The sequence below is a fragment of the Tannerella forsythia genome (assembly GCF_001006485.1).
Classification (GTDB): Bacteria; Bacteroidota; Bacteroidia; order Bacteroidales; family Tannerellaceae; genus Tannerella; species Tannerella forsythia.
The window spans coordinates 33,364-54,356 of sequence record NZ_JUET01000048.1 but is presented as its reverse complement, the minus strand read 5'-3'; the positions used below and the strand labels follow the sequence as shown (position 1 = coordinate 54,356).

The window sequence follows — 20,993 nt, the reverse complement described above, 5'->3', positions numbered from 1 at the left end:
AATGAAAAGAAAAAGTACTCACAATTTGAATGCTCCTTTTTTTTGCTTATGGCGAAAAAGCCGGACATCCTTACTGCTCTGCATGCTTTTGCTTGCCACAGCAATTGCGACACAAGCCCAAAAGGTAAATTGGACATCAGGTTACCCAAAACTGGACGAAGTACCTTTAGTGATGCTTGAAGATGAACGTGCGTTATTAATACGCTTTACTCCTCTGAATGCAGATATTAACAACGCAACCATCGAAATTACGCTCCCCCCACAGGTAGACTTCGGGGCCATCAGTGGAACGAGGGTACTGACCTCAACGCCTCTGAACATATCCAACACTTTCGGAGGGGCTTTGGCTACAGGCAGAACTGCGTCCATCGCTATCACCTCAAATGGAAACAAATTACTGCGCAACACGGAAGTAGAAATTCACGTCAACGTAAAAGCCGTTTCGTGCGGAACACCCGGAGCAGCGAATTTCGACATTCAGGTTAAAGCCGGAGCAACGAATGTAATGGACGGACAAAAGACGATAACAACAAATAGGGTAAAACCAAGTATTGCTATCGTATCGACCGATGGAACGATTAATTTCCCGACCCAGGCAAGTGTCAATACCGTTACGTATTATCTCAAGACAAATACAGCGAATAAGGCTTCTTCGGCGAAAGTTACGTTTACGACAGACCTCGTAACCACACTTTCCGACTTCAAGCTCAAAGGTGTCCCCTTTACTCCGGTCGAAGCGACGGTCGGCGGCAAGAAGACCTATACGTATGCATTCACACCCTCTGCGTTAGGAAGCAAGATCGATGATACGAATGACAAAGTCATTACCTTTCAAGGGGCCTCTACCGGCTGCGGCTCGCACCTTGTTGAGGCAAGCGTGCAATACCCGCACGATTCGGATTGTACCACGGCAACAGGCTCTTCCGTCACGCTGGCATTCCCGTCTCCTCCCCTGCCCAATATGGAACACATTAGCACAACCTACGTCAATCATGCCGATGCTCCTATCACCAGCCCCCAAGTCAACATGGACGGGACAACGCCAACCATCGTGAAAACGACGTTTCGGAATACGGGGGGAAGCGCACGTAACATCCGGTTGCATTTCCGCAACTACGGATCATATAATTATCTTGACATCTCCGATATTTATATGCAAGTAGAAGGAGGTCCCAAACGTAAGATCACAGCCAGTGAAATTACCGAAGCATCGAACAAAACCAACGGTGAGACATTTGGCTATCTCAAACCAAGTGCTCTTGGAAAACCGTATGCAATACATATCCTCATTCCCGAAGAAGTTCCGGCAGGCAAAACGATTACGTTCTGGGTGCCTACGATCAACGGAGATATTTATGACAATACCACCCGTAATGTTTATCATAACTATGGAACAAATACCATCAACGGAATAACAAGCAATATCATTCAAGTTAAAAGTCCTTGTGGTGATGATGGCATTGCCCTGGCCCAAGCTTTCCGAATTGTTTATCTGAATGCTCCGCATTATCGTGAGTTGCCGCCGAGCCTGAGTTTAAAAGGAGGACAGACCAAAAAACAGACTGTTTTCATCGCCCCCGGTTCTACGAATGAAGCAATAACAGAATTTCATGTTAAGACCCCTGCCTGGCTTACGATTTTAAGTATGAAGATAACGAGTAACAGCGATGGCACCGGAGTGCTGTATGGACAAGCCACCGTCGCTCCGGGGGCCACGCACGCATCCGTATCAATTCAGAACCGGGGGAATCAAGGGACGGCTTACCTGCATGTGGAATATAAAGCCGCCCCGTGCGGATTGAATGTAAATCAAACGGACCAAGTACATTATTGGGCAAACCAGAAATGGGGCGCCCAAACGCTCGAGAAAATAAGCCAGGTTTTTCAAGAAGCCATACACACCTGCGATATTGTGGGCATATCGTTCGATGAATTTTATTCTCGCAGAACATCCAAAGGATTGAAAGATACAAATAACGACAGAGTGCCGGACGATGGCTCCGTAGCTCCCGACAATGAAATACGGCATGACCTCTTCGTGGCCGAAGACGAAGGATACTTCTACTGGAAAGGTACGATTCAGGCACCAGGTGGGTATAAATACATCGATATGCCGGTCAAGGCCGTAGGATTCCGGTTCGATTCGAACGTCGTACCCGATCCCCAAAACGCAACGGTCACGCTCAACGGAACACCGGCAGCCGGTCAGGTAACTTTTGCAAGATCAACAATCAATACGGGCTACTTCCGTTATCATTATCCAGCCGGCTTAACAACCCACACAATCGTCGAAATCAAAGTCCCCTTTAAGATACGATCCGGCACCAACAATCCTAACAGTATGGATTCCGAATTATATGTAAGCGCCACTCCTGTGAGCAACCCGCTGAACAGTGCAACGGATCCTGCCCGTAAAGGGAAAGAAAAAGCATCGTTACCCATCGGTACATACAACCTCGACCGGCTGAACTGGTGGAATAACGATGCCATAGAAGAATCGTTCCCCGACAACAATCCCAAAGGACCTTTCTCGCTTGGGTATACCGATATTTTCCACAGTGGAAAATTCCCGTCTCCCTACTTCCCCAAGGAAGTACGCTTCCATGAATACCTGGAGAAACTCGAATTCAAACTACCCAAAGGATATCGCATTATCGATCCTCTGACGATACAGTATTATAATGGATCAGGGCCGATTGAAAATACAACCTTAGCCCCTGCAAGTTCGACGGGAGGGCATATGATTTATGACGTAAAAAATTTGTATGACCTGACGTACGATGGTTCCGGAGCATTGCAAGCGGGCAAATGGCAACGGCCCGACGATTTCTGGCGGCTTACGACGCGCGGTAAAATTAAGGCATTACCCTCAGCCAAGCGCGATGCAAGTATCATGAAACGTATCTCAACGTGGAAGAATCCGAAAACCGGACAAACCCACACGCATGTACGTGATGTCACGTTTAAATATACCGGGCCGGGCAATTCGCTCGAAGTTTCCGTCCCCGAGGTACCGGCCTATGGCCCTACCGTCAGTAGTCCGGCACTCACCGTAACAAACCAGACAAGCAATCCGATACAGGATATGTGGTTTTATTTCGAAGGAAATATCAGCGACGTTAAACTAAAAGATGCCGACGCCGGAACGATTTATAACGGTACCGGACTGGGAAATCGTTGGGTAAAAGTAGCTAATGTTCCCGGCACGGCTTCAAAGACCTTCGAGATGAGTTATACCTATAATTTCAACGACTGTACGGGCGATAAAGTGAAGGTATATACCGGTGCAGGTTTCAACAGTGCATGGACTCCGAACACAAATGCTCCGCTCGATCCGGAGGGCGATAATTTTTCGGCCATCGATTCGTTCATTATCAAACCATCGGCCGATGCTACGGTAGCAGGAAGTATCACAGCTGTTCGAGATACGTTCAAACACGAATCGGTAGAGCCGTATACAATCAAAGTGAATTTTACGACCGCGACTTCCACAGGCGCACTTAAAAACCCAGAGATGAAAGACTTTACCGTTCCTTCCGGACAAGTCTATAAAGCCGGAAGCGCACGCCTTGAATATCCCACAGGTACACTAACCCCCATTCCTGCTGCGCTGGAAGCTGCTCTCGTTGCCGCATTCGGGGCCGGAGAAGATGCGGAACGGACGATCGCTTCGATTAAACTCGCCGACGCCAAAGGAAGTGATATCATCCTGCCGGGGAACCTCGATACAGAGGCGACAGATGCCGACCGGACAGCCAGCATCGTCATGGAATTTAATGCCAAATGTAATACCGATTTTACGGGGATACAATATAAAGGACAGATTGCCGGCATGTCACCCTGCGGAACGGTTGCAGCCGGGAGCGGCACTCATATCGTTTCACGGAAACTGTATCCGAACGTAACATACAATTATCTGTTCGAAGACATCAAGATCGCTCCGGTATCCGGCACGCATGCCTTCAACGAGCTTCAGACACAGGACACCCTCAAACTAACGATCAAAAAGATTACAGGGACCGTAAACACTATGGTGCCAACCGATCATTTGATGCTCCGGATGCCCAAAGAACTGAACGTCGAGGGAGACTCAATCTTCTATCGGGGCTCCGGTTCCATGAGCGGACTAACCAAACGTGATACGATCACATACAAGGACAGTGTTGATGCTCAGGGCGTGCGCTACGTCAGACTGCCCATGCCCATCAATGAGTACAATGCGGCTGCTAACAAGGGAGTCGGTGCTGAAATCACTTGCCATGTACCTGTTAAGTATACCCCTAACGGTCACTCACGCAAAGATAACCCGGTCGATTCGATTATCGCTTCGGTCAATATCTACGCCATATTCGGAAGCTGTCCGCCCATCGTCGTACCCGTCGGTACCGGAAAAGACAGCATTGGGCTCTTTACAGCCAAAGAAATCCCGGCGCGCCTGTATGTAGGCGAACTTGACACAATCGAAATACTCAGCGCCGGATTCGGAGGTAGCTGGTATCTCGAAAAGGCAGGAGGAATATTGCAGCATACCGGGAAGAAATGGCCGCATGCTCCTACCGACTCGACGAAGCTCGGAGAACTGATGTACTACTTCACTCCCGTAATCGACGGTCATAATTTTGGCGGACGACTGCCTTATCCCGTAAAGATATGGATCCACCCATGGTTTATTCGCAACCTCGACCCGATGAAGTATATCTGTAAAGACCATGATACGCTCTTCGTCAAAGGTGGCGGAATGGACATCAAATATCAGTGGTTCCATGAAGGCAGTGCGATCGCAGGTGCCACGGACACCAGCCTGATTGTGCGTAAACCCGGCAAATATCACGTAGAAATTACCGATACGGTGCCCGAAACTGTCAGTTCCGATACGATGGAGGTATATTTCCGTGAAATCCCCGCGTTCATCAAAGACTTGCCTCTCCACGCACGCGAATGCGACAATTGGCGATACCTGCTGAGCGTAGAAACGACTGGAAAATTCATGACTTATCAATGGTACAGAAACGGTCTGCCTATACCGGGAGCAACAAAGAACAGTTACTATGCACTGGCCAAAGACTCATCGGCGTTCTTCCGCGTATCGGTCAAGAATCCCTGCGGTGACAGTATTGTAAGTAACCAATGTTACCTCAGCTTCTGCGACGAAAAGATCGACGGGATCAATCGCCTTATCGAATTGATCGTACCGCCATCGGCCGAGACCAACCCCCGACCGGGACAGCTGATTTTCGTAAAAAGCCAGCAAGACTTTACGTTTACGATCAAGGCGAAAAACGGATACAGCCTGAAATATGCGACGGTTACGACCGACAGTCCCATCTGGAACGAACAAGGCGGCATTAAACGAACAATACTTTCGGACAGTGTCATGGAGGTAACGATTCTTACCGTTACCCGAAATCTGAAAGTAACCGTATCAGGGGTCAGTCCGGTAGGCAATCAGGAAATCATCAGAAAGGTATCAAGAGCCTGGGCGTATGAAGGGAAAATCTACGTGGAGACCGATCGTCCTACCACGGTTTATGTCTTCACCACCATGGGCCATCTCTACCGACGTGAGAAAGTACAAGCGGGACTGACCACGTTCGATGCACCCCAACCGGGCGTATACTTTGTCAAATTCGATAATGGATACTCCGGCAAGATTTTAATCGAATAACGATAGTCATACTTTTCCGGGCACACGCTTCTCATAAGCTTATCGGGACAAAAAAAGTCATTTTTTAAGAGGGTGTATCAAAACGCGATGTTTAGGTACATCCTCTTTAGTTTAGGTTCATCCGTGTCACTCCTTGTGGCTACTTTGTACGATGTGCCCGTACGTATTCGGCCATCGTACGCACGGATTTGAAAATCTCTTTGCCTTGCGCGGGATCTTTGAGTTTAATGCCGTAGTTCTTCTCGAGCAATACAATCAGTTCAAGCGCGTCGATCGAGTCGAGTCCCAACCCGCCGCCGAAAAGTTCACTGTCGTCTCCAATATCTTCAGGCTTCACTCCTTCGAGGTTCAGTACCTTGATCAATTCGTTTTTAAGTTCTAAAATCAGTTCATCCATTGTTTTTTAATTGAGTTATTATCTAAATAATTCGGTCAATTGTTCGGCCGTAAGCGGCAGGGGCGACCGGTTGAGAGTATCCGGCCGGTTATCCTTCGAGCAGAGAAACATACGTCCGTCGAATGTATTGGTGTCCACTTCCGTCCATCCTGCCAGCACGTACCGCATGCCGGTAGCTGTCAGTGCGTCGTTAACGATGTCACAAATCGTTTCCGGTCGAAAGGCAGGGAGCACATAAAACATCGTTTCGCCGAAGATCTTGTTTCGGATAGCGATTTCACCCGTCACGATATTGGGCAGCGTATAGACAAATTCGGCCGGAGAAGGGAAAAAATTCTCTTCGTCGCGAATCGTTTCCTGATACGCCGCATCGGCTTCGAGCGACGCGCCGCGGTTGAAGAGTACGATGCCCATGTCTTCCTTCGGCTGTTCACGATCGAACCCTTTCAGCAGCCATTCCGAGGCAAGAAAGCCGAGCTTCGAGAGCGCATCCATCTTATAAAACTTGCGGTAGTCGATTTGGAGACAGCGATACGCGGCTGCAAAGAAATCACGCATCGGGAAATGTTCCGGATCGGGAACAAAACACATCGTGCCGTTCAGCCTCACTCCTTCGGGGTTTATCGTACAATATGCATTTATATAATTCATTCTTTCACCGTATTAATTGGGTACATATTTTGTGAATAGCAGTGCGGCATTGCATCCTCCGAAGCCCGAAAGCATCTTGACGCACCGGCGGCGCGTTGTCGTCTGCGTTTCGGACGTGACACGAAGCGGATGTGTAACCCCGAACGTCTCGAAGCCATATGTCTTTAAGACGATCCCCTCACGAAGAGCTCGGATGGAGATGACGCTCTCTAACACGCCTGCCGCGCCGAGCGTATGCCCGAAATATCCTTTCAGGCTATTGACCGGGACATCGACCAGTCCGGCGCGTGTCAAAGCAATAGACTCCATCTCGTCGTTATAAGGCGTAGCCGTACCGTGGGCGTTGACAAAGGCCACTTCGCCGGATGAAACCTCTTTAAGGATATGACGCATGGCAAGGTAACTTCCTTCACCCGTACGTGAAGGACCTGAAATATGATTGGCGTCGTTGCGGACAGCTCCAGCCGTTAGAAGAACATCGCCCGCATCTACCTCCTCCGCACGACATTCGGTCAGGATGAGGGTTGCCGCAGCCTCTCCGAGGTTCAACCCACAACGATCACGGTCGAAAGGCTTGCATACCTCTTGTGACAAGGCCTTGAACGATTGAAAGCCCGAAATCACAAAGCGCGATAGCATATCGGCGGCAACGACGATGACATGGTCGCATCGTCCCGCACGTAATTCACGCTGTGCGGCTATCAGCGCCGCAGCTCCGGAGATACACGCATTCGAGACAACCAGCGGCGGATTCGTATTTCCGAAAAAGCCGGCAATCCGCTCGGCCGACCGCCAAAGAAAGACCTGTTCAGCTTCATAACCGAAGCGTTCATGCTCGTCGAGAAGATAAACATTGCCTTTCGTCGTCGAGAAGATAAAGAGCACCCGCTTGTCAGCCGCATCGATAGCGGCCGTTTTCAGAGCCCCGGCTACCGAAACGATGGCAGCCATTTCCAGCTTTGTGTAATTTGCCTTCGTGACAGAAGGCATATATTCGGTCTCAGTCTCCACGAAAGCCGCGTTCAAAGCTGTGTCATCGATCTCCGAGGCCATAAACGGTTCGGGCAATCCGAATCGCTCGCGGTAAAGACGCAATCCGGTCCGGCCCTGCTTCACATTCCGGTAGTTCTCCTCGGCGGTGAAGCCCAGCGCAGAAACCACGTTATCTCCCGTACATACCGTCATAACTGACCGTATTTCTTTTTCCATACTTCATAAAACGGCGGGTTCGTCCACATCAATCGGTATTCGCGGTCGAGGAAGACTTGTGTCGAGGAGCCGGTAGCGATCAGACTGTCGTCGTCAATCAGCCGAATTTCGTAGTCGAAAATCACCTTGGCCGCAGGGGTGTTACGGTAGGTGATGTCGATGCGTGCACGTTGTCCGTAGAGCAACGGTTTCTTATATTGAAAGTTCAGATCAACGAGCGGCGCAAAGTATTCGTTGGCAATATACTCGTGATAACTCAGCCCGAAAACCCGTCCGAACTCTTCGCGGGCATCCTCGAAATAAAGCGCGTAAGAGCCGTGCCAAACGATGTTCATCGAGTCTACCTCACTGAACCGTACATCAAATTCTTTCGATGCTTTTAATACCTTCTCCATCATATTTCTTTATTTATGGTACACTTATACCCTACGACGCCGTCTGATCCGTCAGGAATATTTTCATCGAACCCGAAGCAATCACTTCGTCACCCACTTCCACCTTGATTTCGACAAGCGAAGTAGAGAAAATTTCTTCCTTCACTTCAACCGTTGTTGTCAGCACCTCTCCAACGAGGGGTACACGAACGATCGTTATTCCTCTAATGGCACCGATAAAGCCCACCCTGACCATACCGTCACTTTGCAACTCCGTCCGGGCACGATAGCCCATGCGTGCAGCGCATGTCTGAGCCATATTCTCAATCAATCCGGCTTCTTCCATACGGCCACCGAAGCAAAACAGATTCTCTTCCCGTACCATGAAAGAGCTTCGAGCGCTCGTCTTGTCATAATGCGTCAATTCATCGACCATCACGAAAGGCAGTCGTTGCGGCAACAATTGAAGGATGCCGAAATCTTTAATCATCTGATGAGCGTATAAAATATATCATGCTTTCCGGCAAATCAGTATAGAGTGCCCGCTTTTCAGTCCGTCGTGAATCGTCTCGACCGTCAATCCTCCGGCTTCGATGCAGCGGATCAGATCGTCGGAATGATACATCTTGCTGTTTCCGTTAGCCATCACCGTGAAATAGAGACTGATCTGGGTCAGGCAATATGCGGCCACATCGTTAGCCTGCCGATCCCACAGCGTTTCCATGATAAATAACCGGGCATGTTCATCCATCGAGGCAGCCGCGCGCTGAACGATACTCGTAATTTCCGCCTCCGAGAAGCAATCCAGAAACTGACTCATCCAGATGGCGTCGAAGCCTTGCGGAAAAGGCGCGTCGGGATTCAACAAATCGATCTCATAACCGTCGATGCGTGCCGCACCGTCTTTATCGCCAATTTGTTGCTTCATCATGCCGATCTGCTGCGGTAGGTCCATAATCGTCACGTGGACATCGTCATTATAATCTACACAACGGAGCGCCCATCGGCCCGTATTCCCGCCCACATCGAGCAAACGTGCGGGGGAGTGTGAAAAGACGATCTTCAGCGCCTCATCGAACGAATGGTCGGAATAATAGTGGTCGAACCGAAACCAACTCTTCTGCACCTCGTCAGGAAGTGAAGACAATCCTTCATAAATCGTCTTCCACGACCCGAACACTTTCAGACCTTCGGGCTTGCCGTTGAGCAAGGCTTCTTCCATATGATACAGGCCGAGGTAATTCACATCGTGGTTAAAATCCATATTGACCGACATAAGCGGATCGGTGAGCAGCAACCAGCCGATCTTGGAGAGCACAAACCGCCCATCGACATATAAGACCGTTTGTGCCGTAAGAGAAGCCTCCAGCAATACCTGAACGGCATAATGCGACAAGTTAGTCGCAGCAACGACTTCGTCGAAGGTCAGTCCGTTCTTGGTTTCATCCAGCAACCGGAAGATGCCGAATTTTACCATCAGCCGCGATACCTGAAACGTCACAGGGGCAAACGCAATTTCGTGTGCCCGTCGTTGCGCCTCAAGAATACCTGTCCGTTCTTTCGTATATTTCTTTTCAAGCGCAGGAAACATGTTCATCTTTCCAGAAATTATAAAAGTTAAACCACTGTTCGGGATATTTTTTTACGATACACTCCAGCTCGTGAGCGAAAGTGCGGGTCATCGACTCGATCTGTTCGCGTTTCGAACGTTCTGCCGGCACAGAGATACGCACGATGCGGATGCGGTATTGCGATGTCTTCGTTTTCAAGGCAAACATGGCCAGCACGGGCACATCGAACTGCCGCGCAAGAACGAATGCCCCGATCGGGAAGTCGGCCTTGCCGTTCAGGAAGTCACATTCGACGCTTTTGCTGCTGCCGAAAGTGCGGTCGCACGGCATGCTGACCATCTCGCCGTCTTTCAGCGCTTCGTTGATCAGAAAGATATGAGACATATCTTCCGAAACGGGTATCGTGCGAATGTTATTACGTTCCAGTATCTTTGTCCGGTTCTTTTGTACCTCTTGAGCTTCGCCTCCGTATATCAAACAGTTGATCCGTTTCTTCTGCTGTCGCAGAAGGTAGCCGCATAATTCGGGATTCCCCACGTGGGCACCGGCCACAATACAACCATGTGGGTTCTCCAGCATCGAGATGAACAAATCATTGTCGGGACTGTCAATCTTAAAATTCTTCTGTCCCGCATAGACGGCGAAGCGATCGAGCATCGCCTGTCCGAAAACAAAATGATTACGGTAGGTGTAAAAAAATGATTTCAAGGGCGAATAGCCATGCTGCCATCGGAAATAACGATAAATCGACAAATATCCCTTGCGACGAAAAAGCATATAGAACGGAACGACAAACGCGAGAATGACATATCCGACACGGACATTCACGACAGAGAAGGTAATCTTCATCGCTTTTTGCCCCAAAGTGGTGCCTCCGGTCACTCCTTCCCATTCTCTTTCTTTTCCGCGCATCTCAGCCTCTTACCTTCGACTCGATGTAATCGTAAAATTCTTTTACCGTAAGTACGTTCGCCATCTCTTCAGGTTTAATTTTGAAACCGAACGTTTTTTCTACGATGACAACGATATCGACAAAATCAAGGCTGTCTAATCCCAAATCGTCTTTCAGCAGAGCATCGTCGCGAATCAGATCGGCTTCGATCTCCATCTCTTCGATCAAAAACTGATTGACTTTCGATTCTATTTCTCTTCTTTCCATATATCTCTCTTAATTCTCGTTCTATGTTTTGTTGTTTGTTGGGTGTTATTTGCAAATGTATCGCACAAGCAGCTGAATAAGGGTCAGAACACTCCTCCGTTGATTGAAATCACTTCGCCGGTGATGTAAGCGGCCTCGTCGGAGGTGAGAAAGCTGACGAGCGAAGCGACTTCCTCGGGCTTTCCGAACCGTCCCAACGGAATATTCTTCTTCAGCTCCGCTTCGTCCAAGTCTTTGGTCATGTCCGTCATGATAAACCCCGGAGCAATGGCATTGACTGTTACTTTTCGCGGTGCCACCTCCTGAGCCAGCGCTTTCGTCGCACCGATAACGGCAGCCTTGGCTGCCGAATAGTTCGTCTGTCCCGGCATCCCTTTCAGGCCTGAAAGAGATACGATATTCACGATGCGCCCGTCGCGCTTGATCAGCATATCTTTCAATACACGCCGCGTGACAAAGAAAAATCCGTTCACCGAGGTATCCAGCACGTTCCGCCACTGCGCATTCTGCATGAAAATCATCATGGCATCCTGACGGATACCGGCATTGTTGACCAGAATACCGACATAATCGTCGGGATGATTGTCCGCCCAGCCTTCAAGCGCCTTGTCGACGGATACTTCGTCCGATACGTCGAAAGACAGCAGTTCTGCCGTCCCACCGTTCGCCTCGATAAGTGCTTTTGTCTCGTTGGCTGCGGCTTCATTCGATGCATAGTTGATAATGACCGGATACCCTTTTGCGGCCAACGCCGTGCAGATAGCCCGGCCAATGCCTCGCGAGCCTCCCGTAACTAATGCGTATTTCATATAAAACCATTATCTTCTAAACCTGTACCGTAAGATGAATGCAAAAGTATGAAAAAAAAACGATATTCGGAAAACCGGAAATAATATTTACCTTTGTACCTCTTAAACATCAAAGAGATATGGACAATCGACGAAAACTTGTTTTATACAACACTCTTTCACGGAAGAAAGAAGTATTCGAACCGCTTCACTCTCCGCACGTGGGCATGTATGTCTGCGGCCCCACGGTATACGGTGATCCGCACCTTGGCCACGCGCGGTCGGCCATCACCTTCGACATTCTGTTTCGTTATTTGAAACACCTCGGATATAACGTGCGTTACGTACGCAACATCACCGATGTCGGTCATCTCGAACATGACGCGGACAGCGGTGACGATAAAATTGCCAAGAAGGCACGGCTCGAACAGCTCGAACCCATGGAGGTGGTGCATTACTACACGTTGCGTTACCATAAAGCGATGGAACTGCTGAACGTACTTTCACCGAGCATCGAGCCTTATGCCTCGGGACATATCATCGAACAGATCGCACTGGTAGAGAAGATTCTGGAGAACGGATATGCATACGAAAGCGAAGGGTCGGTCTACTTCGATGTCGCGAAATATAACAAAGACCATCGGTACGGCATCCTCTCGAACCGCAACATCGACGATATGCTCAACACCACGCGCGAATTGGACGGGCAGCAGGAGAAACGCAACCCGGTCGATTTCGCGCTGTGGAAGAAGGCGCAACCCGAACATATCATGCGCTGGCCTTCGCCGTGGGGCGACGGTTTTCCAGGCTGGCACTGCGAATGTACGGCGATGGGAAAGAAATACCTTGGCGAGCATTTTGACATCCACGGCGGCGGCATGGACCTGATCTTCCCCCATCACGAGTGTGAGATCGCGCAGGCTATCGCTTCGCAGAGACACGACATGGTACATTACTGGGTACACAATAATATGGTCACCTATGAAGGGCAGAAGATGGGCAAATCGCTTGGCAATGCCATCACCCTGACGGAATTTTTTACAGGCAATCATCCGTTACTTGCCAAGGCATACACACCTGTCACGATACGTTTCTTCATCCTTCAGGCACATTACCGCAGCACGGTCGATTTCAGCAATGAAGCGCTTCAAGCTTCCGAGAAAGGATTGGAACGCCTGTTCGAGGCCTGCAGCCGCCTGCAGAAACTGAGCCCCTCGAACGTCTCGACCGTCGACACGAAAGGGCTGCGCGAGAAGTGCGAAGAGGCCATGTGCGACGATATGAACACCCCTGTCGTGATTTCCCATCTGTTCGATGCGTGCAAAGCCATCAACACCGTACACGACGGCAAAGGCACCATAACAGCCGATGAACTGGAGGAGCTGAGCTCCGTCTTCCGCCTCTTTATCGAAGACATCCTGGGACTTCGCGATACGGCTGCCTCGAACGAAACGAACGAGGCTTACCGCAAAGCGATCGACCTGCTCCTCTCCATCCGTCAGCAGGCCAAACAAAACAAAGACTGGGCTACCAGCGATCGCATACGCAACGAGATGGCGGCACTCGGATTCGTCGTGAAAGATACGAAGGACGGCTTCGAGTGGAGCTTATAACCCCCTCCCTATCCATACGATGGAATAAGATGGCGGCTTGACAGGCAGATTTCTTTTCTGCTTATCAAGCCACCGCTATTTTTTCATCCTTCTTACGAACTACGAAGTGATGCCTTTATCGAATGTTTACCGCATCCTTCGGGGAACGGTTGATCAGAATATCCCGCATAGGATCGAAGTCTTTGCCGAAATGGTTGCTTTCGAGCGTCACGTTCCGCACTTTCTCGAAGAAGAAGAGATGTGTATTCCAATGAAACGGCTCGTACTTCGTGTTGTATGTCACCTTATTGTTGCGGAAAATAATGCCGTCGGTCGATTTGGCGTACAACAGCGGGTGGTCGAATATCTCGAACAGATTGTCTTCGACCACAATACCCGAATGAAACAGACGCTCCTGCCCGTCCAGATCGGGTATTTCCGGATAGATCGAGATGACGGCGTTCGTAAATTGATAGCTGCCGGCCATCGCATTGACAAACGTATTGTTCCGAATCGTTACCTCCTTGCATGCGCCCGTCTCGTACCATCCGTTGCAATCGCCGCAGAGCAGAATCGCCGTGCCGTGAGGATGGTCGAACAGGTTGTTTTCGCAGACGACGCGACGCGGCGTGCTGAACAAAGCACCTCGTGCACGGTTGTTTCGCACGATGTTATCCGCGAAAACCACTTCGGGCGTCCATGTCAGGTTCTCCATGCCATATTTCCCTGCTTCCGAGATTTCCGCCGGCAAGGTATCGGCAAAAGTGATTTCGAACACTTTCGCCCCGGTCTCCGTCGGTTGGTCAATCGGCTTGATCGACCGGATTGTGTGGATATGGTTCCCCACCGTCTCCATCCGTTCCGACTCGACGAACTGCACGCTATCTCCCGGTTCGCCCCATTTGAAGCCCCAGGCTTGAGGGTGCATATAACGCGCATGAAGCGTATGATCGTCCATACGACGCGTAACTCGCAGATAGGTGCCATGCACATTGATGGCATCGTCGGCCATGTTCTCATACAAGCCGTTTTTAGAGACGATCACGCCTTTGCATCCCGAAAAATGAGTCGCATCGGCCTGCGTGGTGAAAAAGCGCGGGTCGTCATCGCTCCGAAGACAAACGCTAAATCTATCCAGGATGATATTTTTGCTCATCTGTGCCAATAATCCCATTCCTTCGGCGTAGCGGATGCGAATGTTTTCGAGCGTCGTATTTATACATTCGCTCACGAAGATACCCGGGGTAGGCCTGTGGCCGAAACGCAGCACAAACCGCTCTCCGTGAGTGGTATAAGCCGTTTGATCCCATCCTTTGATGAGGAAGGTATCGGGCGAGATTTCCGTTACGGATTCCGGTCGGAAACCTACGTCCTGTCGCTTGTATGCAAGCCGCTTGTCGGATGCAAAAGGCATTGCAAACGTCGGAACGATCTCAAAACCCTCGCCCGAAAGTACCAATCGGCCATCTTCGATGCGGTAATATCCCGACGGATAAATGGCCGCCTTTGTTTCGTTCCGCGCTCTGTTTACGTCGAGGACCTGCAATTGCCGCAAAGCAGGAACGGCAAAATCGACGGAGAAGTTCTTCAACGTAATGTTCTTTCCGTTCAACAATGCAAACGGGATCATCCGACCGTGAAAAATAAATTCGGAACCTTGTCCGTCGAACGTAATATTCTGCAGATGTTCAAACGCGAACCCCACCCGCTTGGGATTGTCCTGATCGTGATTCGAGATATAATACTCGCGTACGAAAGCGCCGTCCTCGTAGAAATGATACGTTCCGGCAGGGAATGCAACGGTCAAATGAGCCGTATCGGTACGCGACTGCAGGTAAGCAATCAATTTGGAGGCTGCATCAGACGCGTTGTCCTGTGTGTCGGGCAAGATCCCGAAACGATCGAACGAGACGGTGGAAGGCTTTTGCTGCGTACAGCCGGCATGGCACAAAAGCAATCCCAACAAGAGTATCCTTGTTTCTTTCATCCAATTCTGTTTTATTTAGTTTCTAAGCGAAGAGACTGCACGAACCCTCGTTTTGTAAAGCCTCTTCCCAATCATTCGGAGAACAAAGGTAGGTTATTTATTGAAAAAATCAATCACTCGTATCCGGATTGAAAAAGGATAATTACCATGAGAAAACTCTTGCCAAGACCAATAAACCGTTGTATCTTTGAAACGATTATTTAGAATAAAAGATAAAACGATTGAATAAAAACGTTGTTTATGCGATACTCCTTTCACAGTATTCCTTCTACGTTGCTTTGCTGTGTTTGGCTGCTGTTTTCGGCAGGCCTCCTGACAGCTCAGAGAAACATACCCGTACAGTTGCTCGGGCCGGAGAAAGGACTGAGTCAACGTTCCGTTTTAACGATACATCAGGATAGCTTGGGATTTATCTGGGTCGGTACGCGCGACGGGCTGAACGAATACGACGGGAATCGCGTGAAAATCTATCGGCATGTTTTGGGCGATACTTGCAGCATCGCCGGCAACCATATCAACGACATCGAAAACGGAGAAGGCGGAAATCTTTGGATCGCGCACGACAACGGCGTAAGCCTTTTTGACCGGAAAAAAGGCGTTTTCAGGAATTACAGGATGGGCGGCTCGCCCGACCATGAGATACGGTCGTTATCGGTGATCGACGGTCGCGTCTGGGCAAGCGGCTGGAGCGGGATTTATCTCTACGACAAGTCAAGCGATCTCTTTTCGAAGCCCCGGAATTTGACGGAAGACGCTCGCGTGTTCGACACCTCCGTATCGAAAATCGTGGCATCGCCCCGAAAAAACGAGTATTGGATTGCGACGGCTACCCGCGCCTTTTTCCGCTACGATGTTTCGGGCAACCGGACAGTGCGTTATTCCTCCGTCTCCGGAACGCCTGTGCTGTTGAGCGAGAACGAACGGATAGAAGACATTCTTTTCCATCCGAACGGAAGGGTCTATCTGGCTGCGTACAGAAGCGGTATCTATGAATGTACTCTTACGGGAGAGCCGCTGCGTCATTGGTCTTCTTCGGAAAAAGCCTCCGGCTATTCGCCTTTCGACAATGTCCGTTCGTTGGCCCTTGCACCCGACGGGAACATTTGGATCGGGAGTTTTCAAGGGGTCGGACGGCTCGATCCGAACGCAGGTACGGTTACCGAAATCAACCTTTTGAACGGTTTGGACAAGGTGGAAAACGCCTCCATCCGCTCCCTGCTGTTCGATAAAAACGGCTCATTATGGATTGGTACGTATCACGACGGTTTATATCTCTACGACAGCTATTTGTCGCGCTTTCAAACACATCCTGTTTCTGCGGACGGTACTCAGATCGTAAGTGCTTTCGCTGATAAAAACGGTTCTCTGATCGTGGGTACCGAGAGCGGTTGTCTGCTGGAGTATGACAACACAGGCGATCTCGTGGAACGCACCGAGCTGAAAGACGCTCGGGGAAATCCGATTGTTATCAAATCGTTGTATTACGACGAGGGAAACGATGCGTTGTGGATCGGTACATTGAGGAACGGGCTCTATAAGATGAAGGGCGGCCGGGCGGTATCTGCCGGGTTGGAAGCGCTGGGAGTCATCAACGGCATCGGGAAAGCCTCCGGACACGGCTTGTGGCTGCTTTCGGACCGGGGGGGCGGGTTGAACAGGTACAACCCGGTTAGCGGGCGGACGGAATCTTTTCCTATTCGGGAGAAGCTGCATCCCATCATCGGACGAAGCAAGTGCATGCACTTACTGCCCATCGACTCGGTAAGCTACCTGCTTGCTACAACCGGCTCGGGACTGGTTGCCTTTGAGAACAGACCCGGAGGCAAGGTCGAGAAAGTGCTTCCAGACATCCGGCAGGTGAATCACACGCTGCTATTGAACGACACGTTCTACGTGAGTACGAACGGCAACGGACTTCTTCTCTTAGACAGGGAGTTGAGGGTCGTCCGGCATTTTACCGAGAAAGAGGGGTTGCAGAACAACACTGTTTTCGGTACGATCTCTTTCGACAACCATGTATGGGCCAACTGCATCAACGGCATCTCTCAACTAACGGCCGACGGCGGCTGCATCAACCATCATCTTCGAAACGGGTTTCCTCTGTCCGAGATAAACGGAGGAGCCTATTTGCGAACGAGTCAGCCGGCTTCTCCCCTCGTTATTGGCGGTAAGGACGCGTGGGTTTCGTTTCATCCGAAGAACGTCTATAAGAATCTTTACAAGCCTTCGGTTTATCTTTCGGCCGTTAAAATCAACAACATTCCGATAGCGGAGCTGTCCGGTTTCGGCGGCATCGATATGCTCAACCCGGGAGAGATGCGCCTGAAATACGATCAGACGACCGTCACGTTCGAATTTACCGGATTGAACTACCTGATGCCGGAAAATAACAGCTACAAATTCAGGCTCGACGGTTTCGACGACGACTGGCGATATACCGGGCCGGGCGGGCGGGTCGAGTACGGAAAGATTCCCGCAGGGAAATATACCCTTACGGTACATGCGGGCAATAATGACGGCGTTTGGAGCGATCCTTTGACGGTTCCGATTATCGTGTCTCCCCCCTGGTGGCTTTCGGGTGAAGCGATCGTGTTGTATATCATTCTGTGTCTTGCGGCCGTCTGGGCGGTTGTGGCCAATATGCTGAGAAGAGCGGAGCTGAAACACCGTATTCGTCTGAAAGAGCTCGAACGGCAACAGATCGAGCAGATACACAACATGAAAGTGAAGTATTTTACCGACATCAGTCATGAAATACGCACGCCGCTGATGCTGATTCTGAATCCTGTGGAAGAACTGCTGGAAACATCGTCGCTACCCCCCGACGATCGCGGAAAAGTCTCGACCATACAGTATTACGGCCGACGCCTTCTGCTATTGGTCAATCAGTTGCTGGACATTAACCGGATCGAGCTGGAGAAAGAGCATCTGGATGAAACGCCGCTTATGCTGAAGAACTTTCTGGAAAATGTAAACGCCGCGTTTCAGTCGGTGGCTGTGAAGAACGGGGTTGTCTGGAAGACGGATTTGTCCGTAACGACCGACAAGCCGCTGTGGATAGACAAGGATAAAATCGAGAAGGTGTTGCTGAACTTGTTGTCCAACGCCTTCAAATACACTCCGAGAGGGGGGTGTGTTTCGCTTCGGGTGCAGATATCGCCCGAAGATCAAGAGCATTGCGGCCTGTCGATCAAAGTATCGGATACGGGCAGCGGCATTTTGCCCGAAGAGTTGCCTCATATTTTCGACCGTTTCTTCAAAGGGAAGAAAGCGCACAGCGCCGGAAGCGGCATCGGGCTTTCGCTGGTGAAGAGAATCGTCGAGGATCTGATGAAGGGAGAGACCGACGTTCACAGCGCACCGGGCAAGGGCAGTACGTTTACGGTTACGCTGCGGGGCATCAGGCTGAGCGAGGACTTGCCCTGTTCGACGTCGGAAAGTTTTGTGCTGCCGGTAGAGGTGCTGTCGGAGCTGGAAAAAGAGGAAGAGGAGGTTGTTTCGACCGACACCTCGAACAGGAAAAGATACAACGTACTGCTGGTGGAAGATAACATCACGTTGCTGAATACCCTTTCGCGCAAACTAAACCGGTCGTTCAACGTGTTCAACGTGGTTTCGGCCGAAGAGGCGCTCGAAATTCTGAAAGAGACGGACATCGATGTGGTGGTGTCGGACATCATGCTGCCGGGCAGAACGGGGAAGGAGCTCTGCACCGAAATTAAATCGAATATCCTGACGAGCCATATCGCGGTGATTCTGCTCACAGCCGTGCAGCAGCAGGAGATTAAAATGGAAAGCCTGGAACAGGGCGCCGACGGTTATCTGACGAAACCGTTCCCATATAAAGAACTTCATCTGCGTATCCACAACATCCTGCGCCGGCAGGAGCATTTGCACGAGCTTTACAAAAGAGACGCGCTACCCGAGAAAGAGAAAAACCGCCTGAATCCATACGATCAGGAGCTGATGAGGCGCATCGATGAGCAGATTGAGAAGAACCTGTCGAACGAAATGTACTCGATTGAGAACCTGAGCGAAGACGTTGGGCTCAGTCGTGTACACTTGTATCGGAAGATGAAGAAGCTACTGGGGGTTTCTCCGTCGGTATATATGCGCGACTACAAGCTCAAAAAAGCCGCTGCGATCTTATCAGTCGAGGATATCCGCATCAACGAATTGGCCTATCGCGTAGGTTTTCAGGACGCCAACTATTTTCTCAAATGTTTCAAGGAGAAGTTCGGCATTTCTCCTAAAAGATATTCCTCCCCGTCTGCCTCTTTTTCGGAAAAGAAAGAGAAAAAGAAGTGGGAAGGATAAGATGTCATTTCTATCTTTTGCCATGAATTTCGTACTTTTGCCTCCCGAAATGATGGCACCTCAACACATACATATCGACGATTATGCCTATCCGCTCCCGGACGATCGGATAGCCCGATACCCGTTACCGCAGCGAGACCGGTCGAAGCTACTCGTCTACCGCGGCGGACAGATCGGCGAAACGGTGTTCAACCGATTACCCGATGAGCTGCCGTCCGACGCTCTGCTCGTTTTCAACAATACGCGTGTCATACGGGCAAGGCTACTCTTCCATAAAACGACAGGCGCACAGATCGAACTCTTTTGCCTCGAACCGGCTGAGCCGGCCGACTATGCACAGATTTTTCAACAAACGGAGCAGTGTAGCTGGCATTGCCTCATCGGGAACCTGAAAAAATGGAAAGACGGCACGCTGACTCGTACGGTATACCTCGGCGAGGAATCCGTTCGACTGACAGCCGAGCGGGAAGAGACACACGGCACGAGTCACCTCGTGACTTTCCGGTGGGATGATTCGCGCTATACGTTTGCCGAAGTGCTCGAAGCAGCCGGGATACTGCCTATCCCTCCCTACCTGCGGCGCGAGACGGAGCCGACCGACCTGCAAACGTATCAGACCGTCTATTCGCGTATCAAAGGTTCGGTGGCCGCCCCTACGGCCGGATTGCATTTCACGCCCGAGGTGCTGGCCGAATTAGATGCCCGCGGCATCGGGCGCGAAGAGGTCACGCTGCATGTAGGAGCCGGCACGTTCAAGCCTGTCAAGAGCCCAACGATCGGATCGCACGAAATGCACACGGAGCATTTCGCCGTCAGTCGCCGGACAATCGAACGCCTCATAACCGCGTCAGGGCCTGTAATTGCTGTCGGTACTACGTCGGTACGCACACTCGAAAGCCTCTACTACCTCGGCGCCCGGCTCTCAATGACAAGGCTGACCGACCACGCCGACCTTCCGACCGTTGAACAATGGACTCCCTACACAGATGAGGTGCCTTGCATCTCCGCCCGCGAAGCGCTACAACATCTTCTGGATCATCTCGATCACCAAGGAGTCGACCGGCTCGTCGCGGCCACCCGGATCATCCTTGCGCCTGGCTATGAGTTTAAGATCGTACGTGGTATGATTACGAATTTCCATCAGCCGCAAAGCACGTTGCTGCTGCTCGTCTCAGCCTTTGTTAAAGGAGACTGGAAAGCGATCTACGACTATGCGCTCGACCATAATTTCCGTTTCCTCAGCTATGGCGACAGTTCGCTGCTGCTATGACACAATAAGATGC

Annotated in this window: 14 protein-coding genes; 4 read left to right on the top strand and 10 right to left on the bottom strand. The window is 50.5% G+C overall.

Going from position 1 to position 20,993, the window contains the following annotated elements; translation table 11 throughout:
- Position 1 precedes the first annotated feature (1 nt).
- Positions 2-5,665 carry a hypothetical protein gene (locus Tanf_RS02315; protein WP_140230681.1) on the top strand — a complete coding sequence of 1,888 codons (5,664 nt, stop codon included), beginning with the start codon at positions 2-4 and terminating at the stop codon, positions 5,663-5,665.
- 139 nt (positions 5,666-5,804) lie between these two features.
- Here Tanf_RS02315 and Tanf_RS02310 read toward each other — a convergent pair whose 3' ends face one another.
- The 9 genes from Tanf_RS02310 to flxB all read right to left on the bottom strand — a co-directional run bounded on the left by Tanf_RS02310 (position 5,805) and on the right by flxB (position 11,835).
- The gene (locus tag Tanf_RS02310) at positions 5,805-6,062 is read right to left on the bottom strand and encodes a phosphopantetheine-binding protein (protein WP_046824767.1); all 258 of its coding nucleotides are present in this window, start codon (positions 6,060-6,062) and stop codon (positions 5,805-5,807) included.
- Between the two features lie 18 nt (positions 6,063-6,080).
- The gene (locus Tanf_RS02305) at positions 6,081-6,713 is read right to left on the bottom strand and encodes a hypothetical protein (protein ID WP_052448974.1); all 633 of its coding nucleotides are present in this window, start codon (positions 6,711-6,713) and stop codon (positions 6,081-6,083) included.
- A gap of 12 nt (positions 6,714-6,725) precedes the next feature.
- The gene (locus Tanf_RS02300) at positions 6,726-7,922 is read right to left on the bottom strand and encodes a beta-ketoacyl-[acyl-carrier-protein] synthase family protein (RefSeq protein ID WP_236684364.1); all 1,197 of its coding nucleotides are present in this window, start codon (positions 7,920-7,922) and stop codon (positions 6,726-6,728) included.
- The gene (locus Tanf_RS02295; RefSeq protein WP_046824765.1) at positions 7,895-8,320 is read right to left on the bottom strand and encodes an acyl-CoA thioesterase; all 426 of its coding nucleotides are present in this window, start codon (positions 8,318-8,320) and stop codon (positions 7,895-7,897) included. The genes Tanf_RS02300 and Tanf_RS02295 overlap by 28 nt, the downstream gene beginning before the upstream one ends.
- 28 nt (positions 8,321-8,348) lie before the next feature.
- Positions 8,349-8,786: a hotdog family protein gene (locus tag Tanf_RS02290; RefSeq protein WP_046824764.1), complete on the bottom strand. Its 438-nt coding sequence runs from the start codon at positions 8,784-8,786 to the stop codon at positions 8,349-8,351.
- 21 nt (positions 8,787-8,807) lie between these two features.
- On the bottom strand, positions 8,808-9,893 hold the full coding sequence (locus Tanf_RS02285; protein ID WP_046824763.1) for a FlxJ family methyltransferase: 1,086 nt from the start codon (positions 9,891-9,893) through the stop codon (positions 8,808-8,810).
- Entirely contained in the window at positions 9,871-10,779 is a 909-nt protein-coding gene (locus Tanf_RS02280) for a lysophospholipid acyltransferase family protein (protein WP_014224679.1), read from the bottom strand. Before Tanf_RS02280 ends, Tanf_RS02285 begins: the two co-directional genes overlap by 23 nt.
- Position 10,780: 1 nt before the next feature.
- Complete coding sequence (locus Tanf_RS02275) at positions 10,781-11,026, bottom strand: acyl carrier protein (RefSeq protein ID WP_014224678.1); 246 nt, start codon at positions 11,024-11,026, stop codon at positions 10,781-10,783.
- An 83-nt stretch (positions 11,027-11,109) separates the two neighbouring features.
- Positions 11,110-11,835, bottom strand: a complete 726-nt coding sequence (gene flxB / locus Tanf_RS02270) for a flexirubin biosynthesis SDR family reductase FlxB (protein WP_046824762.1) — start codon at positions 11,833-11,835, stop codon at positions 11,110-11,112.
- Positions 11,836-11,954: 119 nt separating this feature from the next.
- Here flxB and cysS point away from each other — a divergent pair, with 119 nt between their 5' ends.
- Positions 11,955-13,427 carry a cysteine--tRNA ligase gene (gene cysS / locus Tanf_RS02265; RefSeq protein WP_046824761.1) on the top strand — a complete coding sequence of 491 codons (1,473 nt, stop codon included), beginning with the start codon at positions 11,955-11,957 and terminating at the stop codon, positions 13,425-13,427.
- A 115-nt stretch (positions 13,428-13,542) separates the two neighbouring features.
- On the opposite strand, the gene Tanf_RS02260 is transcribed toward cysS, so the two are convergent.
- A complete protein-coding gene (locus Tanf_RS02260; RefSeq protein ID WP_046824760.1) occupies positions 13,543-15,393 on the bottom strand; it encodes an alpha-1,3-galactosidase-related protein in 1,851 nt (616 codons plus the stop codon).
- A 240-nt stretch (positions 15,394-15,633) separates the two neighbouring features.
- Between Tanf_RS02260 and Tanf_RS02255 the strand changes: the two genes are divergently transcribed.
- Positions 15,634-19,710 (top strand): hybrid sensor histidine kinase/response regulator transcription factor, encoded by a 4,077-nt coding sequence (locus Tanf_RS02255; RefSeq protein ID WP_046824759.1) that lies wholly within the window; start codon positions 15,634-15,636, stop codon positions 19,708-19,710.
- Position 19,711: 1 nt separating this feature from the next.
- Complete coding sequence (locus tag Tanf_RS02250; protein ID WP_371706641.1) at positions 19,712-20,980, top strand: S-adenosylmethionine:tRNA ribosyltransferase-isomerase; 1,269 nt, start codon at positions 19,712-19,714, stop codon at positions 20,978-20,980.
- The last annotated feature ends 13 nt before the right edge of the window (positions 20,981-20,993 follow it).